This is a genomic window from Listeria grayi, assembly GCF_900638015.1.
In the GTDB taxonomy this organism is placed as follows: domain Bacteria; phylum Bacillota; class Bacilli; order Lactobacillales; family Listeriaceae; genus Listeria; species Listeria grayi.
In genome coordinates this window covers 1,192,501-1,208,512 of record NZ_LR134483.1, presented here as the reverse complement: position 1 = coordinate 1,208,512, position 16,012 = coordinate 1,192,501, and the positions used below count along the sequence as shown (strand labels likewise).

The window sequence follows — 16,012 nt, the reverse complement described above, 5'->3', positions numbered from 1 at the left end:
ACTTACTCACCTGCCATTTTAGCAGCGATCTGTTCCCATAGTTCCAAATGGTTTGTTTTGTTCGCTTGACGACTAGTTTTGATCTCGATGATATCAAGCCCTTTATGATAAGCTGCTTGGTCTAATGCATCTTTAAGTGCATCGATTTCTGTAACTTGCTGATAATCAGCACCATATAGCTTAGCTGCGTGCGTGAAATCAAGGTCCGTACTTGTACCGAATAGCGTCTCAAAATACTTAGGATAATCATTTTGCGGTAAGAAAGAGAATATACCTCCGCCATCGTTATTGATCAGTACAATCGTTAAATTCAACTGATATTTTTTAGCCATCAAAAGGCCATTCATCCCATGATAAAAGGATAGATCGCCAATCAGCAGATACATCGGTTGCGTCACGGTACTTGCGCCTAATGCTGCAGAAACGATACCATCGATCCCATTTGCTCCGCGATTAGCAAGCATTTTGATTTTCTTTTTCGTTTGCGCAAAGTACGTATCGACATCACGGATCGCCATGCTGTTTCCGATAAACAAGCCGGCATGATCTGGCAAAGCTGTCCGAAGAACGTCTACTACCTTTCCCTCATCAAGGCTTGTAGCATTCTCCATAACTTCCCGAACGACTTCGCTGGCGATGGCATTCGTTTGTTGCCAATCCGCTAACCACGCTTCCGGAGCACTTTCCGCAATTTCTTTTAGCAGTGCTTCGATCAAAAAACGTTCGTCGCAATGGATCATATCTGTTACGGCTTTAATAGGATCACGCCATGCTGCTCCTGGATCTACAACAAATAAGCGTGTATTGGTCAAAGCTTCCATCCAGTTTTTCAGTGGTTTGGAAACGGGCATGCTCCCGAAGCGGACGATCACTTCTGGCTCTAATTGGCCTAGTTGTTCCGTATTTTTCAAGAAAGCATCATATTGATCTAATACAAAATCATCGGTATCGCCATAACTGCGAAGTCCCGATAATGGATCAGCCAGAATTGGCCATTGCAGTCTTTCTGCTAGGCTTATCAGCGCAGGTTCCAGTTCCTTTTTATCCAAACTGCCGACCACGATGACCCCTTTCTTATTGTTTAATTGTTCTGCCATTCTTTTGACAGCACGTTCTTCCAAAACTTCATGCGTATAATAGATATGTACATGACGTCTTGGCGTATCGCTGATTGTATAAGGAGAAGGATCTAAAAGCGGCATCAATGGTTCCCGTAGTGGGAAATTGATATGGACCGGTCCACGCGGTGTCTTCATCGCGATGTCCACAGCACGGCTGCCATGCCATTTTGCATAACGCAACATTTCTGGATTGTTTTCCGGCAGTGCCATGTCCGTAAAGTCTTTTACATGCGAACCGTATAAATGCAGTTGGTCGATCGCTTGCGGAGCGCCAACTTGACGTAATTCATGCGGGCGATCAGCTGTCAACACGATCAACGGCACTTGCGCAAGATTTGCTTCCGCGATCGCCGGTAAAAAGTTGGCTGCTGCTGTTCCCGATGTGCAAAGCAAAACGACCGGACGCTTGGAGTTTTTTGAGATTCCCAGTGCAAAAAAGCCGGCAGAACGCTCATCCACATCGATAAATGTTTTTAACGTTGGATGTTCTTCCATTAATAGCGCAAGCGGCGTTGACCTTGAACCAGGACTGATAACGGCTTCTTTAACGCCTGCTTGTACAATTTCTTCTACAAAAGCTGCTAAATAATCTGTCATTTGTTTCTGATGTTCAGTCATTTTTCAATCCTCCCATAATGCGCAACATTGGCTGAAACTTCACTGCAGTTTCTTGCAGTTCTTCTTCTGGCACAGAATCTGCTACGATTCCGCAGCCAGCATATAAATAACCGTTTGCATCCGTGATCAAACCTGAACGGATCGCAACCGCAAAGTCACCATTCCCGTCAAAATCGATCCAACCGATCGGAGCGCCGTAAAAGCCGCGGTCCAATTCTTCTTTTAAGCGGATGATCTGCATCGCCATTTTTTGCGGAGTGCCTCCAAGTGCGGGTGTCGGATGGATCGTTTGCAAGATATCAAGCAACTCTGCTTCTGCTTTCTTCTCTGCCTCGATCCGAATGTAAAGATGCTGGATATCACGATTTTTAAGCAAGATCGGATCAGTTGCCAACGTAAGATCATTTGTAAATGGTGCTAATTTCTCCTGCATGTAATCTACGACATAATGATGTTCTTTGACATTTTTACCATCCTGCAATAAAACGCTTCCTAATTTTTCATCTTCTTCTGGGGTTTTCCCGCGCGGCGTTGAACCAGCTACACAAGAAGACATCAATGTGTCGTCGTTGATAGCGATCAATCGCTCCGGCGAAGCACCGAAGAAACTGGTATTGCCATTTTCCATAATGAAGAAATAACTGTTTTCTTGTGTTTCCAACATTTTTTCTAAGACATAATTATTATCGACTTGTTTTCCGAATTTAAGGGACATTCTTCTCGACATGACTACTTTATTGACCTTTTCGGATTGGTTGATCAAATCGATCACTTCTTGTGTTGATTGCAAGAAGTAATCCTTATCTATTTCTTTCGTCAAAGTGAGCTCCGGTGCTTGTAATTTCGGCACATCACTGGAAATGATTCTTTCCCACTGTTCCTTCATTGCTGCCCATTTTTTAGTGCTGTCATCTGGAAAAACAAAGGTATTGACGGTCAGATATACTTTCCCACCTACTTCGCTCAACAAATAAAGCGGCAAGTAAAAAGTCGCCTTACGGAAACTGTGCCATTCCTTTGCCACAGCTTTTTCTTTATCAAAACGGAAACCGCCCATAAATAATGGCCCTGTGCCCACTTCGACCTTATTAGTCACAAGATGTTTTTTTAGCTCTGCCATTCGCTCTTTTAATCCTTGGAAAGAATCTTCTTCCTCGGCTGTATAACGGTTCGTTACGCCGAGACCCACATACGTAAACCCTTGCTCAGGGTCTTGCCAAAAAAACCGTTCTCCCCGAAAAGAAGAAGCTGCTTTTTCAAAAACATTTATTACATTTGTATCAGCAGGCAATTCTGTCACCCAGCTGAGTAAGGTATTTTGTTTCGTCGCAGCGACTTGTTTTGCTTGCTCAAATAATTCAAGGGCATCCTTTACGCTCATATTTTTCAACTCTCCTTTAACGTTCACATCTTCCATTATATCAAAAATCGGCAGATGCTGCTTGATTTGTGTTTATTTTCCTTTAGAGCGATATTCATTGACTACGAACCCGTTATTCTCTAAAATGTAAAGAAGAGCGTCTGTTCAAAAACAGACATAGAAAGGGAGAGAATTAATGGCGACAGCTTCAAAACCAGTCATTGCCAAACAAACTGGATTCCAAAAATGGTGGCAGCTCCTCAGACCACACACACTTGTTGCTTCTTTTGTACCAGTCTTTTTAGGAACAGCAGTAGCAATGAATTACTCTAATTTTCACTTCACACGTTTTCTCGTGATGTTGATCTCATGCTTTTTCATTCAAACATCAGCAAATTTATTCAATGAATATTATGATTACCGCAAAGGCCATGATGATGAACATTCAGTCGGAAATGGCGGTGCGATCGTCCGGAACGGCATGCGTCCTGGCTTTGTTCTTTTCTTAGCTATTTTCCTATATGCATTATCGATTCTAGGCGGTGTCTATCTTTCCTTGGAAACGACCTGGTATGTAGGTCTACTTGGGGCAATTTGTATGATCGTCGGCTTTCTTTACACAGGGGGACCTTATCCGATCGCTTATACACCATTCGGAGAGATCATGGCCGGTTTTTTCATGGGAGGCATCATTACCTTCATTTCCTTTTTCCTGCAAACCGGTTTTGTCGGTCCGTTTATCGTCTATGTATCGATCCCGATTATGGTACTCGTCGGCAACTTGCTGCTAGCCAATAGTCTGCGAGACCTTGTTCCTGACAAACAAAATGGTCGATTGACACTGGCTATTCTTTTAGGACGCAAAGCTGCAACCTTTTTATTCGCTGCCGCTTTCCTATTTGCCTATATTTTCGAGATCTCATTGATCTTTACGCATCAGGCAACATGGTGGATCCTCTTGATCTTACTCAGTCTGCCTCATGCCATCAAAGCGGTTGTTGCTTACATCGGCAAATCGGAACCAGTTTCCATGATGCCGGGAATGAAAGCTACCTCGAAAGCGATCACGATTTTCGGCGTGATGCTTGCCGTTGGATTTTTATTAGGATTATTGTCACGCAATTTATTGAATTAAAAAAAGAGACCCTGCTATTTTCCAAGCACATGGGTCTCTTTTTTGTTTTGGATATATGTCGCAAGTTCCACCGACAAATCATAGCGAAGAAAAGGTGTGATGATATAAATACCATTGAATTCGGTATAGATACTGTCGATAATTTCCTTCGCGATCTTCATACCTTCTTCTTTGGAACGATCCGCCGCCTCAGCTTCCCGCATCCGCTCTCTTACTTCATTTGGGAGTCTGATCCCCGGAACTTCATTGTGTAAGAATTCGGCATTTCTACCTGACAAAAGCGGCATGACGCCAATGAAAAGTGGCACCTTGATATCTGCTTTTTGCAGTGCATCCTTTAAGATCGCAATTTTTTCTTTATCGTAGACTGGCTGCGTAATAATATAATCCGCGCCGTACTCCACTTTCCGCTGAATCAACTTGACTGCTTTTTCCACATTCAATACATTCGGGTTAAAAGCTGCTGCTACATGGAAACGGCCCTTTTCTTTTAACGATTTTCCAGTATAGGAAATACCGGCATTATATTTTTTGATCAGCTGGACAAGTTCGACTGAGCGTAGGTCGAAAACGGAAGAAGCTCCAGGGAAATCGCCTACCTTCGTCGGATCACCAGTGATCGCTAAAACATCATGGAGGCCTAGCTTGTGGAAGCCCATGATATGAGAATGCATACCGACTAGATTATGATCACGCGTCGTTAAATGTACCAAGGGTTTGATGCCGTATTGGTGTTTTAAGATCGAAGCCAGCGCCATATTGCTGATTCGCGGAGAAGCGAGTGAATTATCGGAGATCGTAATGGCATCGACACCATTTTCATGCAGCGCTTCTGCTCCCTCAAAGAATTTATCGGTATCAAACGTCCGAGGCGGATCCAGTTCTACCAAGATCGTATGCTCGCGCTTCACTTTATCCAACAAACGCTCTTCGCCATCGTCTTCTAATTTTTCAGCAGGAACCAGTTCAATGATCGGTCGGACTTTTTTACTTGTTACTGGTTCAAAGGATTTCAGACCTTCGCGCAATGCTCGTATGTGTTCTGGGGTTGTCCCGCAACAACCGCCAATGATCCTTGCACCTTCTTGGCGAAAAATCTCTCCATAGTTTTGGAAATATTCTGTTTCCGTATGATAGACGACTTTTCCCCCGCGAACTTCTGGCAGACTGGCATTCGGATAAACGGCTAAATGACTTTTTTGCAAAATCGGTACTGTTTCAAGGGCTCTCGCCATGTGATAAGGACCTAATCGGCAATTCATACCCACACAATCCGCGCCAAGTGCTTCAAGTTCCTTTAAGACCTCCGGCAGCTGCTGGCCATTTTGGAGAAGTCCTGGTTCATGCATCGAAACATTGGCGATAACTGGCAGATCGGTCGTTTCTCGTACGATTTTGAGTACCGTTTTGAGCTCATCGACATCGTAAAAAGTTTCGAGCAGCAAACCATCAACACCTTCTAATAAAAAACAGTAAAGCTGTTCTCTAAAACTGCGTTTGACTTCTTCTTCGGAAGCAAGCGGCAACTTCGTATCGCTTGAGCCGTTGATACCGCCCATCGTTCCTAGGATATATGTCCCAGTCCCTCTAGCAGCTTCTTTCGCAAGTCTGATCGCTGCTTGGTTGATTTTTTTCACTTCATCTTCCAGACCATATCGAGAAAGCTTGATGTAATTCGCGCCATACGTATTGGTCTGAATAATATCTGCACCAGCTTCGATGTAGGCACGATGGATACCGCTGACATCATCCGGATGAGAAAGGTTCAATTCTTCAAACGAACGGTCGATCCCATAGGAATATAGCAACGTCCCCATTGCTCCGTCAGCGATCAATACTTTTTCATTCAAATCTCTACGAAGATTCATTATTTCACTTCACACCCTTCTGAAAGTACTTGAAGAGCATTCTCAAAATCAGCAAGCAAATCGGAAATAGCTTCCAATCCAACAGAGAAACGCAGTAGTCCATCCGTTATCCCCTGATTAAGTCGTTCCTCCCTCGGCATCGCTGCGTGACTCATCTTCGCTGGGTAGGAAAGAATGCTTTCTACTGCTCCAAGGCTCACAGAAAAGACCGGAATCTTGATTTGTTCAACAAATTTACGAGCATTTTCTTCGCTACCAAGATCGAAGGACAATACCGCTCCGCCGTTTTTAGCTTGCGCCTCCTGGATAGTATAGCCTAAATGAGAGATCAGCCCTGGATAATAAACACTTTCCACTGCTGGATGGCTTTCTAAAAAAGTAGCCAGCTGTAATGCCGATTCGGCGCTTTTTTCCATTCGCACATGAAGCGTCTTGATACCGCGCAGTAATAACCAGGCATCTTGCGCACCGAGCACACCGCCCGTTGAATTTTGCAAAAAGTAGATCTGCTCCGCTAATTCCGGGCGATTGGTAGCAATAGCTCCTGCTAAAATATCACTGTGCCCCGACAAAAATTTCGTCGCACTATGGATAACCAGGTCTGCGCCAAGTTCAAGCGGTTTTTGAATGATTGGCGTTAAAAAGGTATTATCCACAAATAAATAGCTGTCATGTGCCTTTGCTAGCTTGGCGACCGTCGCGATGTCTGTCACTTGAAGCAGTGGGTTGGAAGGAGTTTCCACATAGACCAGTTTTGTTTCGACTTCAAACGCTGCTGCTACCTCATCCAGATTCGTCGTGTCAACAAATGTATAACGAATCCCAAAGCGTGGCAATACTTGCTCGACCAAGCGATACGTCCCACCGTACACATCTTTTGAAATAATAAAGTGGTCGCCGGCTGATAATGTGAATAAAGCGGCAGAGATCGCTGCCATTCCACTGGCGAAAGCAAAACCATGTTCGGCACCTTCCAGAGCTGCAACCGCTTTTTCAGCAGCCGCTCGAGTCGGATTCCCGCTTCTGGCATAATCATATTCATGATAATCATCAAAGTCATGCTGGTGGAATGTCGAGGACAAATAAATCGGTGTATTGAGGGCACCGGTATGTTCATCGATTCCAAGAGCTGCTTCGATCACTTCTGTTGCTGGCTGTTTTTTATCAGACATTTTGCGTCACCTCTTTCGTGAGGGTATCAAATGCCTGTTTGAGATCGTGAATCAGATCATCGCTGGATTCGATACCTACCGAAATACGCAAAAGTTCATTCGTAAGTCCATATGATTTTCGCAAGTCTTCGGGGATATCAGCATGCGTCTGCGTTGCCGGATAAGTGATCAGGCTCTCCACGCCGCCTAAACTTTCTGCAAACGAAAATAATTCCAAGGCCTTTAGAAGTGGAGAAACTTGTTTTTCGTTTTTGATGTAAAAACTGATCATCCCACCTTTCCCGGGATAAAGTACTTTTTCCACAAGCGGATGTGATTCTAGGAAAGAAGCAACTTTTCTCGCATTCTCCTGATGTCGTTCTACTCGCAAGACCAGTGTTTTTAAACCACGGATCAATAACCAACTGTCAAACGGAGAGAGCACAGCCCCCGTCGCATTCAGCTGATCAAAATAAAACGCGCCTAAATCATCATCATTTACTACAACGACCCCAGCGAGCAGATCATTATGCCCGCCAAGATATTTCGTTGCACTGTGGATGACGATGTCCGCACCATCATTTAGCGGCTGCTGTAACACAGGTGTGTAGAATGTATTATCAACGATTACTAGCAAATCATGCGTATGTGCGAATGCGGCTACTGCTTTGATATCCGTTTCCTGCATCAATGGGTTAGTAGGCGTTTCAATATAAATGGCTTTTGTTTGATCCGTGACAATTTCTTTTAACTCCTCTACACCGCCATTCCAATAAGAAAAATCAATGGCATATTGAGTTTCCAATTGTTTAAAATAGCGAAAAGTCCCGCCATATAGATCTTGATTCGTAATGATGTGGTCGTGGCTTTTAAAATATTGGAATACAAGCTGGATGGCGCTCATTCCAGAGCTCGTTGCAAAAGCGTGTTTCCCATTTTCCAGCTTGGCAAGTGCCTCTTGCAGCACATCTCGAGTCGGGTTACCAGTGCGGGTATAATCATATCCAGTAGAAACGCCGAGATCTGTATGACGGTAAGCTGTAGAAAAATAAATCGGCATATTAACTGCACCAGTCGTTTCACATTTTCGATTTCCAATTTGCGCCACTATTGTTTCTTTATTTAGCTTAGTCATCCTATCTCCTCCTTTTCTACTTTTCCGTTACTTGGTATTCCGCACGAATTTCTTTAGTCGCTTTGACCATGTCTTTTAAAGCTGCAATCGTTTCTGGCTCTTTTCTCGTTTTCAGTCCACAATCTGGGTTGATCCAAAATTGTTTGACATCGATTGCACGAAGCGCACGTTTGATGTTGTCTTGGATCTCTTCAACGGTTGGAACACGTGGACTGTGGATATCATAAACACCCAGACCGATCTCTTTATCATAAGTTACTTCTTCAAACGTAGAGATGATCTCACCATGACTTCGCGAGGTCTCGATCGAAATCACGTCGGCATCTAGTGCGCTGATCGTATCGATAATATCATCAAAATCCGAGTAACACATATGCGTATGGATCTGCGTATCATTTTTGACAGAAGTCGTTGTTAGCTTGAATGAGTAAACGGCATCATCTAAATATTCTTTCCAACGTGATTCTTTAAGCGGCAGTCCTTCGCGAAGTGCCGGCTCATCAACTTGGATGACCCGAATGCCATTTGCCTCAAGCGCCTCTACTTCTGTACGGAGTGCCAAACCAACTTGATTCGCGACCTCGCTTTTTGGAATATCGTCACGCACAAAGCTCCAGTTGATGATCGTTACCGGTGCAGTGAGCATTCCTTTTACAGGACGATCTGTCAGCGATTGGGCATATACACTTTCTTTTACAGTGATTTCTTCTGTAAAAGCGACATCTCCGTAAATAAGTGGTGGACGTACCGCGCGGGAACCATAGGATTGTACCCAGCCGAATTTTGTCGCCTTAAAGCCAGCTAATTTCTGACCGAAATATTCGACCATATCCGTACGTTCGAACTCACCATGTACTAATACATCAATATCTAGATCTTCTTGGATCTCGATCCAGCGTTTGATTTCTGCTTTGATATACGTATCATAATCACTGTCGGATAAATTACCTTTCAGCCATTCTGCTCGTTTTTTCCGTACTTCAGGTGATTGTGGGAAGCTACCGATCGTCGTCGTCGGAAGTAATGGTAGTTTTAACCATTCGTGCTGCTGTTTGATACGTTCTGCAAATGGTAAGTCCCGTTCTACCGTGACATTTTCTAAATTCTTGATCGCTGTTTGGACTTCATTATTATTACGGTGCGAGGAAGCATTCAGTGCTGCAACTGCATTGGTAGAAGCCGCGAAATCAGCAGTTTCTTCACCATTCAGTGCTTTTGTCAAAAGAACGATCTCATCTAGTTTTTCATCAGCAAATGATAAACCATTCCACAATACTTCTTCTAGATCAGGTTCCGTCTTTTTAGTTACAGGTACATGCAGTAAAGAGTTTGACGGCTGGACAAAAATGGTTTCGGCCTTTGCAAGTGTAACGATTTTTTCAAGCAATGCTTTTTGTTTTGCCAAATCACTCCGCCATACATTACGCCCATTGATGATACCGACACCCAAAATTTTATCAGCTGGAAAGCCAAATTTCTCAAGTGCTTCCAAGGATTCCCCATGATCATGTACAAAATCGATACCAATCGCATCGACAGGCAATTTAACAATATCTTCATAATAGTCCAAACTTTCAAAATAAGTTTGGAGCTCGATTTTTATTTCTGGTGCCGCAGCACGGATCGCTTCATATGTTTTTTTATAAAGTCCCAGCTCTTCTTTCGGAAAACTTGTTGCTAGATAAGGTTCGTCGATCTGTACCCACTTCACGCCGCCTTCTTCCAGTTCTTTGATCAATTGAGTATATAGCGGGATAAATTGATCTAATAACCCTTCAAAATCGCCTTCGCTTCCTTTCCCTAATTTTAAATAAGTGATCGGCCCCACCACAACTGGTTTACCATCGATCCCAAGCTCTTCCTTTGCTTCCAAATAATATTTTAACGGGCGGTTGAAAGCTAAATGCGGTGCTGCATCTTTTAATTCCGGCACGATATAATGATAATTCGTATTAAACCATTTCGTCATTTCTGAAGCAACTGCGTTTTCCCGTCCTCGGGCAATTTCGAAATATGTATCTAAGGAAGGTTGATCCGTTTCGAAACGCTTCGGAATAACGCCGAATGTCAAACTTGTATCCAAAATATGATCATAATAACTAAAATCGCCGACAGGAATTAGTTCTACACCCTTCTCCTGTTGTTTCTTCAATGACTGCAATCGAATTTGTTTCGTTTCCTTTTCCAATTCTTCTTGCGAGATCGCACCATTCCAATAGCGCTCTAATGCTCGCTTCCATTCTCTTTTCTCCCCTAAACGCGGATACCCCAAATTTGAACTAATTGCTTTTACCATATATCTTTTCTCCTTTCTCCGAGCTTCCAACACACGAAAAAACCTCCCTAGAGAATTAGAGAGGTTGATTTATCACTGAAAAAATAATATCGCATCTCTCTTATCTCTCAAAGCTTACTGAAGCTTTGCAGGAATTAGCACCTTTTCAATAAAAAATTGAAAGGTTGCTGGGTTTCATCGGGCCAGTCCCTCTACCACTCATAATAAGAGCTAATATTTAGTTGGTGTTAACTTGTATTGTTTTCATAATTATACATAGCCATATCATGAAAAGCAACCCTTTTTTAGAAATTAACTGAATTTTGTTTATTATTTCCTCCATTAAAAAGCAACACTGTACCGGCCAACAATAGGGCGGCCACCGTATAATAAAAACTAGCCGGACCAAAGTGACTAATCAAATTTCCTGTAAAGATCGGCCCCACGATACTCCCAGCACTAAAACACATCCCCACGAGGATATTTCCAGCCGGCAATAGCTCCAATGCCGTTAAATCTGTCATATAGGATAAGCCGAGGGAATACAGCGAACCAAGAAAAATCCCTAGAATAAAGAACAGGAGAATAAAAAGTAGCGTGTGATGAACAAAAGCAAGTATTAAAAACAAAAATGCTCCCCCAATCGTCAGAAACGGCAATAAGTTTCCTCTTCCTACCCGGTCGCTAAAGATCCCGATCGGCAGTTGAAATAGAATCGTCCCTACTGAAAATGAGGATATAATAATGGTAATAACAGCCGTCCCCATCCCTTCACGCAGGCCAACAACTGGAAAAGTAGCATTCAATCCTGTTTCCAATACGCCATATAGAAATGGCGGAATCATTGCGACCCAGCTTGTTTTCAGCACGCTGGAAAACCGTTTAAAACTATCAAAGAAAGAAATCGCTCGGATTTTTTTGCCCGAGGAAATAAAACCATTATCTAATTTCCACAGAATGATCCAAGTGACTAAAATTAATAGTCCAGACAAATAAAATGGCAAATTTTGTGAGAAACTTGCTAGATTAACTAACTGTGGTCCCACGGCAAACCCTACGGAGAAAAACAGTCCATAGATGGACATATTCCTTCCTCTTTTAGAAGGGTCGCTTATCGCCCCGATCCAGGTTTGTGAAGAAAAGTGAAGCATATGATCACCGACTCCAATTAGTAAGCGCAGTAAAAACCAAAAATAAAGATTAAAGTAGATCGGAAATAAAAGAATGGCGACCCCTACTATCGCTGCTCCGACTAAAACAACTGGTTTAAAGCCATATTTATGAAGAGGTGCCTCAATAAAAGGTGATACTAGCAACACGCCAATATAAATTCCCGTGGCATGCAATCCGTTGATACTCGAAGAAATACCTTTTTCTTCAAAAATAATTGCAATCAAAGGCAACAATAACCCCTGAGATAATCCTGATATTGCAACTACTGTAGTTAAGACCCAAAATCGGAATCTATCCGTCATGAAGACACCTTCTTTCTACATACATAAAAAAAGTAATACCAAAGTTGGCATTACCTTTTTAAAATTATGACCCGTACGGGAATCGAACCCGTGTTACCGCCGTGAAAGGGCGGTGTCTTAACCGCTTGACCAACGGGCCTACATCTGGCGGAGAAGGAGGGATTTGAACCCTCGCGCCGCTTTCGCGACCTACACCCTTAGCAGGGGCGCCTCTTCAGCCACTTGAGTACTTCCCCAAATGTTTTAAAAAATCTATTCTTCTAAAGAATAACTCCACAGGTAGGACTCGAACCTACGACCGATCGGTTAACAGCCGATTGCTCTACCAACTGAGCTACTGTGGAATAAAATGGGCCTAAATGGACTCGAACCATCGACCTCACGCTTATCAGGCGTGCGCTCTAACCAGCTGAGCTATAGGCCCTTCACAGATAAATAGAATATTAACAAAGAGCGGGTGATGGGAATCGAACCCACGACAACAGCTTGGAAGGCTGTAGTTTTACCACTAAACTACACCCGCATATATAAAACGGATTAACAAAGGGCGGATGATGGGAATCGAACCCACGAATGCCTGAACCACAATCAGGTGCGTTAACCACTTCGCCACATCCGCCATGGCAAAAGCATGTAAAAGTGGCTTGGGACAGAATCGAACTGCCGACACCTTGAGCTTCAATCAAGTGCTCTACCAACTGAGCTACCAAGCCAAATGGCGGTTCCGACGGGATTTGAACCCGCGATCTCCTGCGTGACAGGCAGGCATGTTAACCCCTACACCACGGAACCGAATTGCGGGGACAGGATTTGAACCTGCGACCTTCGGGTTATGAGCCCGACGAGCTACCAGACTGCTCCACCCCGCGATAATAATATAAAATTTTTGTCCACCAATCACAACAAAAAAGGAGGAAAGGGGATTCGAACCCCTGCGCGGTCTTACCCGCCTGTCGGTTTTCAAGACCGATCCCTTCAGCCAGACTTGGGTATTCCTCCATTACAATATAGCAATAACGTGATAAGTGGACCTTGCAGGACTCGAACCTGCGACCGGACGGTTATGAGCCGTCTGCTCTAACCAACTGAGCTAAAGGTCCATAAAGAGATAGCGGCGGAGGGAGTTGAACCCACGACCTTTCGGGTATGAACCGAATGCTCTAGCCAGCTGAGCTACACCGCCATAATAATAATGGTGCTATCTACTCTAAATATGAGTATATTTACCTGTAAAGTGGAGCCTAGCGGGATCGAACCGCTGACCTCCTGCGTGCAAAGCAGGCGCTCTCCCAGCTGAGCTAAGGCCCCAAAAAGAAAGAATAAAAATCGGGAAGACAGGATTCGAACCTGCGACCCCTTGGTCCCAAACCAAGTGCTCTACCAAGCTGAGCTACTTCCCGTACTAAAGAAGTGCGCCCGAGAGGAGTCGAACCTCTAACCGCTTGATTCGTAGTCAAGTACTCTATCCAATTGAGCTACGGGCGCAAAAACAATATAGATTTATAAAAGTGCCGAGGACCGGAATCGAACCGGTACGGTGATCACTCACCGCAGGATTTTAAGTCCTGTGCGTCTGCCAGTTCCGCCACCCCGGCAATATTTGGAATAAATTGGAGCGGAAGACGGGGTTCGAACCCGCGACCCCCACCTTGGCAAGGTGATGTTCTACCACTGAACTACTTCCGCAACTTATAACAAATATAATGCGGGTGAAGGGACTTGAACCCCCACGCCTTGCGGCGCCAGATCCTAAATCTGGTGCGTCTGCCAATTCCGCCACACCCGCATAAAAGTGAGCCGTGATGGGCTCGAACCATCGACCCTCTGATTAAAAGTCAGATGCTCTACCAACTGAGCTAACGGCTCAAACAAGAAAAATGGTGCCGGCTGCAAGAGTCGAACTCGCGACCTACTGATTACAAATCAGTTGCTCTACCAACTGAGCTAAGCCGGCAAAAATGGTGGAGGTTAACGGGATCGAACCGCTGACCCTCTGCTTGTAAGGCAGATGCTCTCCCAGCTGAGCTAAACCTCCAAATTACTGCCCGGCAGCGACCTACTCTCACAGGGGGAAACCCCCTACTACCATTGGCGCAGAGAAACTTAACTACCGTGTTCGGGATGGGAACGGGTGTGACCTTCTCGCCATAACTACCAGACAATATAAGAGAAAAACATTCTCTCAAAACTAGAGAAGAAAGGTTGTAAAGTTTTCACCGATAATCATTTTTATTGGTTAAGTCCTCGATCGATTAGTATTTGTCCGCTCCATATGTTGCCATACTTCCACTCCAAACCTATCTACCTGATCATCTTTCAGGGATCTTACTTTCCGAAGAAATGGGAAATCTCATCTTGAGGGGGGCTTCACGCTTAGATGCTTTCAGCGTTTATCCCTGCCGCACATAGCTACCCAGCGATGCTCCTGGCGGAACAACTGGTACACCAGCGGTGCGTCCATCCCGGTCCTCTCGTACTAAGGACAGCTCCTCTCAAATTTCCTGCGCCCGCGACGGATAGGGACCGAACTGTCTCACGACGTTCTGAACCCAGCTCGCGTGCCGCTTTAATGGGCGAACAGCCCAACCCTTGGGACCGACTACAGCCCCAGGATGCGACGAGCCGACATCGAGGTGCCAAACCTCCCCGTCGATGTGGACTCTTGGGGGAGATAAGCCTGTTATCCCCGGGGTAGCTTTTATCCGTTGAGCGATGGCCCTTCCATGCGGAACCACCGGATCACTAAGCCCGACTTTCGTCCCTGCTCGACTTGTCAGTCTCGCAGTCAAGCTCCCTTGTGCCTTTACACTCTGCGAATGATTTCCATCCATTCTGAGGGAACCTTTGGGCGCCTCCGTTACTCTTTAGGAGGCGACCGCCCCAGTCAAACTGCCCACCTGACACTGTCTCCCCACGCGCTAAGCGTGGCGGGTTAGAATGGTCATACAGCCAGGGTAGTATCCCACCATTGCCTCCTTGCACGCTGGCGCGCGCAGCTCTTAGGCTCCTACCTATCCTGTACAAGCGGTACAAACATTCCATATCAGGTTGCAGTAAAGCTCCACGGGGTCTTTCCGTCCTGTCGCGGGTAACCTGCATCTTCACAGGTACTATAATTTCACCGAGTCTCTCGTTGAGACAGTGCCCAGATCGTTGCGCCTTTCGTGCGGGTCGGAACTTACCCGACAAGGAATTTCGCTACCTTAGGACCGTTATAGTTACGGCCGCCGTTTACTGGGGCTTCAATTCGCACCTTCGCTTGCGCTAAGCGCTCCTCTTAACCTTCCAGCACCGGGCAGGCGTCAGCCCCTATACGTCACCTTACGGTTTTGCAGAGACCTGTGTTTTTGCTAAACAGTCGCCTGGGCCTATTCACTGCGGCTCTCTCGGGCTTTCACCCTAATAGAGCACCCCTTCTCCCGAAGTTACGGGGTCATTTTGCCGAGTTCCTTAACGAGAGTTCTCTCGCTCACCTTAGGATTCTCTCCTCATCTACCTGTGTCGGTTTGCGGTACGGGCAGTACAGTTCTAACTAGAGGCTTTTCTTGACAGCGTGAAATCAGGAACTTCCGTACTTAATTTCCTTCCCCATCACAGCTCATGCTTCGCGAGAAGCGGATTTGCCTACTTCTCACACTCACTGCTTGGACGCACCTTTCCATTCGTGCGATTCCTTATCCTTCTGTGTCACCCCATTGCTCAAACAAACGGCACTGGTACAGGAATATCAACCTGTTGTCCATCGCCTACGCCTATCGGCCTCGGCTTAGGTCCCGACTAACCCTGAGCGGACGAGCCTTCCTCAGGAAACCTTAGATATTCGGTGGAAGGGATTCTCACCCTTCTTTCGCTACTCATACCGGCATTCTCACTT

8 protein-coding genes, 21 tRNA genes, 2 rRNA genes and 1 riboswitch (1 of these 32 cut by a window edge) are annotated in these 16,012 nt (G+C 45.0%); of the genes, 1 reads left to right on the top strand and 30 read right to left on the bottom strand.

Features of this window, described 5'->3' with window-relative positions:
• Positions 1 to 2: 2 nt before the first annotated feature.
• Entirely contained in the window at positions 3 to 1,739 is a 1,737-nt protein-coding gene (gene menD / locus EL241_RS05845) for a 2-succinyl-5-enolpyruvyl-6-hydroxy-3-cyclohexene-1-carboxylic-acid synthase (RefSeq protein WP_036104392.1), read from the bottom strand.
• Positions 1,732 to 3,120 carry an isochorismate synthase gene (locus tag EL241_RS05840; protein WP_036104395.1) on the bottom strand — a complete coding sequence of 463 codons (1,389 nt, stop codon included), beginning with the start codon at positions 3,118 to 3,120 and terminating at the stop codon, positions 1,732 to 1,734. Before EL241_RS05840 ends, menD begins: the two co-directional genes overlap by 8 nt.
• A 175-nt stretch (positions 3,121 to 3,295) precedes the next feature.
• Between EL241_RS05840 and EL241_RS05835 the strand changes: the two genes are divergently transcribed.
• Positions 3,296 to 4,234, top strand: coding sequence for a 1,4-dihydroxy-2-naphthoate polyprenyltransferase (locus EL241_RS05835; protein WP_003756190.1), 939 nt, complete (start codon positions 3,296 to 3,298; stop codon positions 4,232 to 4,234).
• Between the two features lie 14 nt (positions 4,235 to 4,248).
• Here the strand turns inward: EL241_RS05835 and EL241_RS05830 are convergent, their stop codons facing one another.
• The 28 genes from EL241_RS05830 to EL241_RS05695 all read right to left on the bottom strand — a co-directional run.
• Entirely contained in the window at positions 4,249 to 6,102 is a 1,854-nt protein-coding gene (locus tag EL241_RS05830) for a bifunctional homocysteine S-methyltransferase/methylenetetrahydrofolate reductase (protein WP_126320415.1), read from the bottom strand.
• Entirely contained in the window at positions 6,102 to 7,274 is a 1,173-nt protein-coding gene (gene metC, locus EL241_RS05825) for a cystathionine beta-lyase (RefSeq protein WP_036104397.1), read from the bottom strand. The genes EL241_RS05830 and metC overlap by 1 nt, the downstream gene beginning before the upstream one ends.
• On the bottom strand, positions 7,267 to 8,388 hold the full coding sequence (locus tag EL241_RS05820) for an aminotransferase class I/II-fold pyridoxal phosphate-dependent enzyme (RefSeq protein ID WP_036104399.1): 1,122 nt from the start codon (positions 8,386 to 8,388) through the stop codon (positions 7,267 to 7,269). Before EL241_RS05820 ends, metC begins: the two co-directional genes overlap by 8 nt.
• 16 nt (positions 8,389 to 8,404) lie before the next feature.
• Positions 8,405 to 10,684 carry a 5-methyltetrahydropteroyltriglutamate--homocysteine S-methyltransferase gene (gene metE, locus EL241_RS05815; RefSeq protein WP_036104402.1) on the bottom strand — a complete coding sequence of 760 codons (2,280 nt, stop codon included), beginning with the start codon at positions 10,682 to 10,684 and terminating at the stop codon, positions 8,405 to 8,407.
• Positions 10,685 to 10,781: 97 nt separating this feature from the next.
• Positions 10,782 to 10,894, bottom strand: a riboswitch (SAM riboswitch).
• A gap of 74 nt (positions 10,895 to 10,968) precedes the next feature.
• Positions 10,969 to 12,138, bottom strand: coding sequence for an MFS transporter (locus EL241_RS05810; protein ID WP_036104404.1), 1,170 nt, complete (start codon positions 12,136 to 12,138; stop codon positions 10,969 to 10,971).
• 67 nt (positions 12,139 to 12,205) lie between these two features.
• Positions 12,206 to 12,277, bottom strand: a tRNA-Glu gene (locus EL241_RS05805).
• Between the two features lie 6 nt (positions 12,278 to 12,283).
• Positions 12,284 to 12,374: transfer RNA gene (locus tag EL241_RS05800), tRNA-Ser, on the bottom strand.
• A 35-nt stretch (positions 12,375 to 12,409) separates the two neighbouring features.
• Positions 12,410 to 12,482 (bottom strand) — tRNA-Asn (locus EL241_RS05795).
• 6 nt (positions 12,483 to 12,488) lie between these two features.
• Positions 12,489 to 12,562, bottom strand: a tRNA-Ile gene (locus EL241_RS05790).
• 28 nt (positions 12,563 to 12,590) lie between these two features.
• A tRNA-Gly gene (locus EL241_RS05785) sits at positions 12,591 to 12,661 on the bottom strand.
• 23 nt (positions 12,662 to 12,684) lie between these two features.
• Positions 12,685 to 12,757: transfer RNA gene (locus EL241_RS05780), tRNA-His, on the bottom strand.
• 21 nt (positions 12,758 to 12,778) lie between these two features.
• Positions 12,779 to 12,851 (bottom strand) — tRNA-Phe (locus tag EL241_RS05775).
• Positions 12,852 to 12,854: 3 nt separating this feature from the next.
• Positions 12,855 to 12,930 (bottom strand) — tRNA-Asp (locus EL241_RS05770).
• Positions 12,931 to 12,933: 3 nt separating this feature from the next.
• Positions 12,934 to 13,007: transfer RNA gene (locus tag EL241_RS05765), tRNA-Met, on the bottom strand.
• A gap of 40 nt (positions 13,008 to 13,047) precedes the next feature.
• Positions 13,048 to 13,137, bottom strand: a tRNA-Ser gene (locus EL241_RS05760).
• Between the two features lie 27 nt (positions 13,138 to 13,164).
• Positions 13,165 to 13,238: transfer RNA gene (locus EL241_RS05755), tRNA-Ile, on the bottom strand.
• A 9-nt stretch (positions 13,239 to 13,247) separates the two neighbouring features.
• Positions 13,248 to 13,321 (bottom strand) — tRNA-Met (locus EL241_RS05750).
• Between the two features lie 52 nt (positions 13,322 to 13,373).
• Positions 13,374 to 13,446, bottom strand: a tRNA-Ala gene (locus EL241_RS05745).
• A gap of 18 nt (positions 13,447 to 13,464) precedes the next feature.
• Positions 13,465 to 13,538, bottom strand: a tRNA-Pro gene (locus EL241_RS05740).
• Positions 13,539 to 13,549: 11 nt separating this feature from the next.
• Positions 13,550 to 13,623 (bottom strand) — tRNA-Arg (locus EL241_RS05735).
• A gap of 24 nt (positions 13,624 to 13,647) precedes the next feature.
• Positions 13,648 to 13,733, bottom strand: a tRNA-Leu gene (locus EL241_RS05730).
• A 16-nt stretch (positions 13,734 to 13,749) separates the two neighbouring features.
• Positions 13,750 to 13,824: transfer RNA gene (locus EL241_RS05725), tRNA-Gly, on the bottom strand.
• Between the two features lie 18 nt (positions 13,825 to 13,842).
• Positions 13,843 to 13,924, bottom strand: a tRNA-Leu gene (locus EL241_RS05720).
• A 7-nt stretch (positions 13,925 to 13,931) separates the two neighbouring features.
• Positions 13,932 to 14,004 (bottom strand) — tRNA-Lys (locus EL241_RS05715).
• Positions 14,005 to 14,016: 12 nt separating this feature from the next.
• A tRNA-Thr gene (locus EL241_RS05710) sits at positions 14,017 to 14,092 on the bottom strand.
• Between the two features lie 5 nt (positions 14,093 to 14,097).
• Positions 14,098 to 14,173, bottom strand: a tRNA-Val gene (locus tag EL241_RS05705).
• A gap of 8 nt (positions 14,174 to 14,181) precedes the next feature.
• Positions 14,182 to 14,297 (bottom strand): 5S ribosomal RNA (gene rrf, locus EL241_RS05700).
• Positions 14,298 to 14,370: 73 nt separating this feature from the next.
• Positions 14,371 to 16,012, bottom strand: a 23S ribosomal RNA gene (locus EL241_RS05695) (it continues 1,291 nt past the right edge of the window).

Bases quoted from the DNA above. Each gene is read 5' to 3' on its own strand.
- menD (WP_036104392.1), bottom strand. From the start codon at position 1,739: ATGACTGAACATCAGAAACAAATGACAGATTATTTAGCAGCTTTTGTA.
- EL241_RS05840 (WP_036104395.1), bottom strand. From the start codon at position 3,120: ATGAGCGTAAAGGATGCCCTTGAATTATTTGAGCAAGCAAAACAAGTC.
- EL241_RS05835 (WP_003756190.1), top strand. From the start codon at position 3,296: ATGGCGACAGCTTCAAAACCAGTCATTGCCAAACAAACTGGATTCCAA.
- EL241_RS05830 (WP_126320415.1), bottom strand. From the start codon at position 6,102: ATGAATCTTCGTAGAGATTTGAATGAAAAAGTATTGATCGCTGACGGA.
- metC (WP_036104397.1), bottom strand. From the start codon at position 7,274: ATGTCTGATAAAAAACAGCCAGCAACAGAAGTGATCGAAGCAGCTCTT.
- EL241_RS05820 (WP_036104399.1), bottom strand. From the start codon at position 8,388: ATGACTAAGCTAAATAAAGAAACAATAGTGGCGCAAATTGGAAATCGA.
- metE (WP_036104402.1), bottom strand. From the start codon at position 10,684: ATGGTAAAAGCAATTAGTTCAAATTTGGGGTATCCGCGTTTAGGGGAG.
- EL241_RS05810 (WP_036104404.1), bottom strand. From the start codon at position 12,138: ATGACGGATAGATTCCGATTTTGGGTCTTAACTACAGTAGTTGCAATA.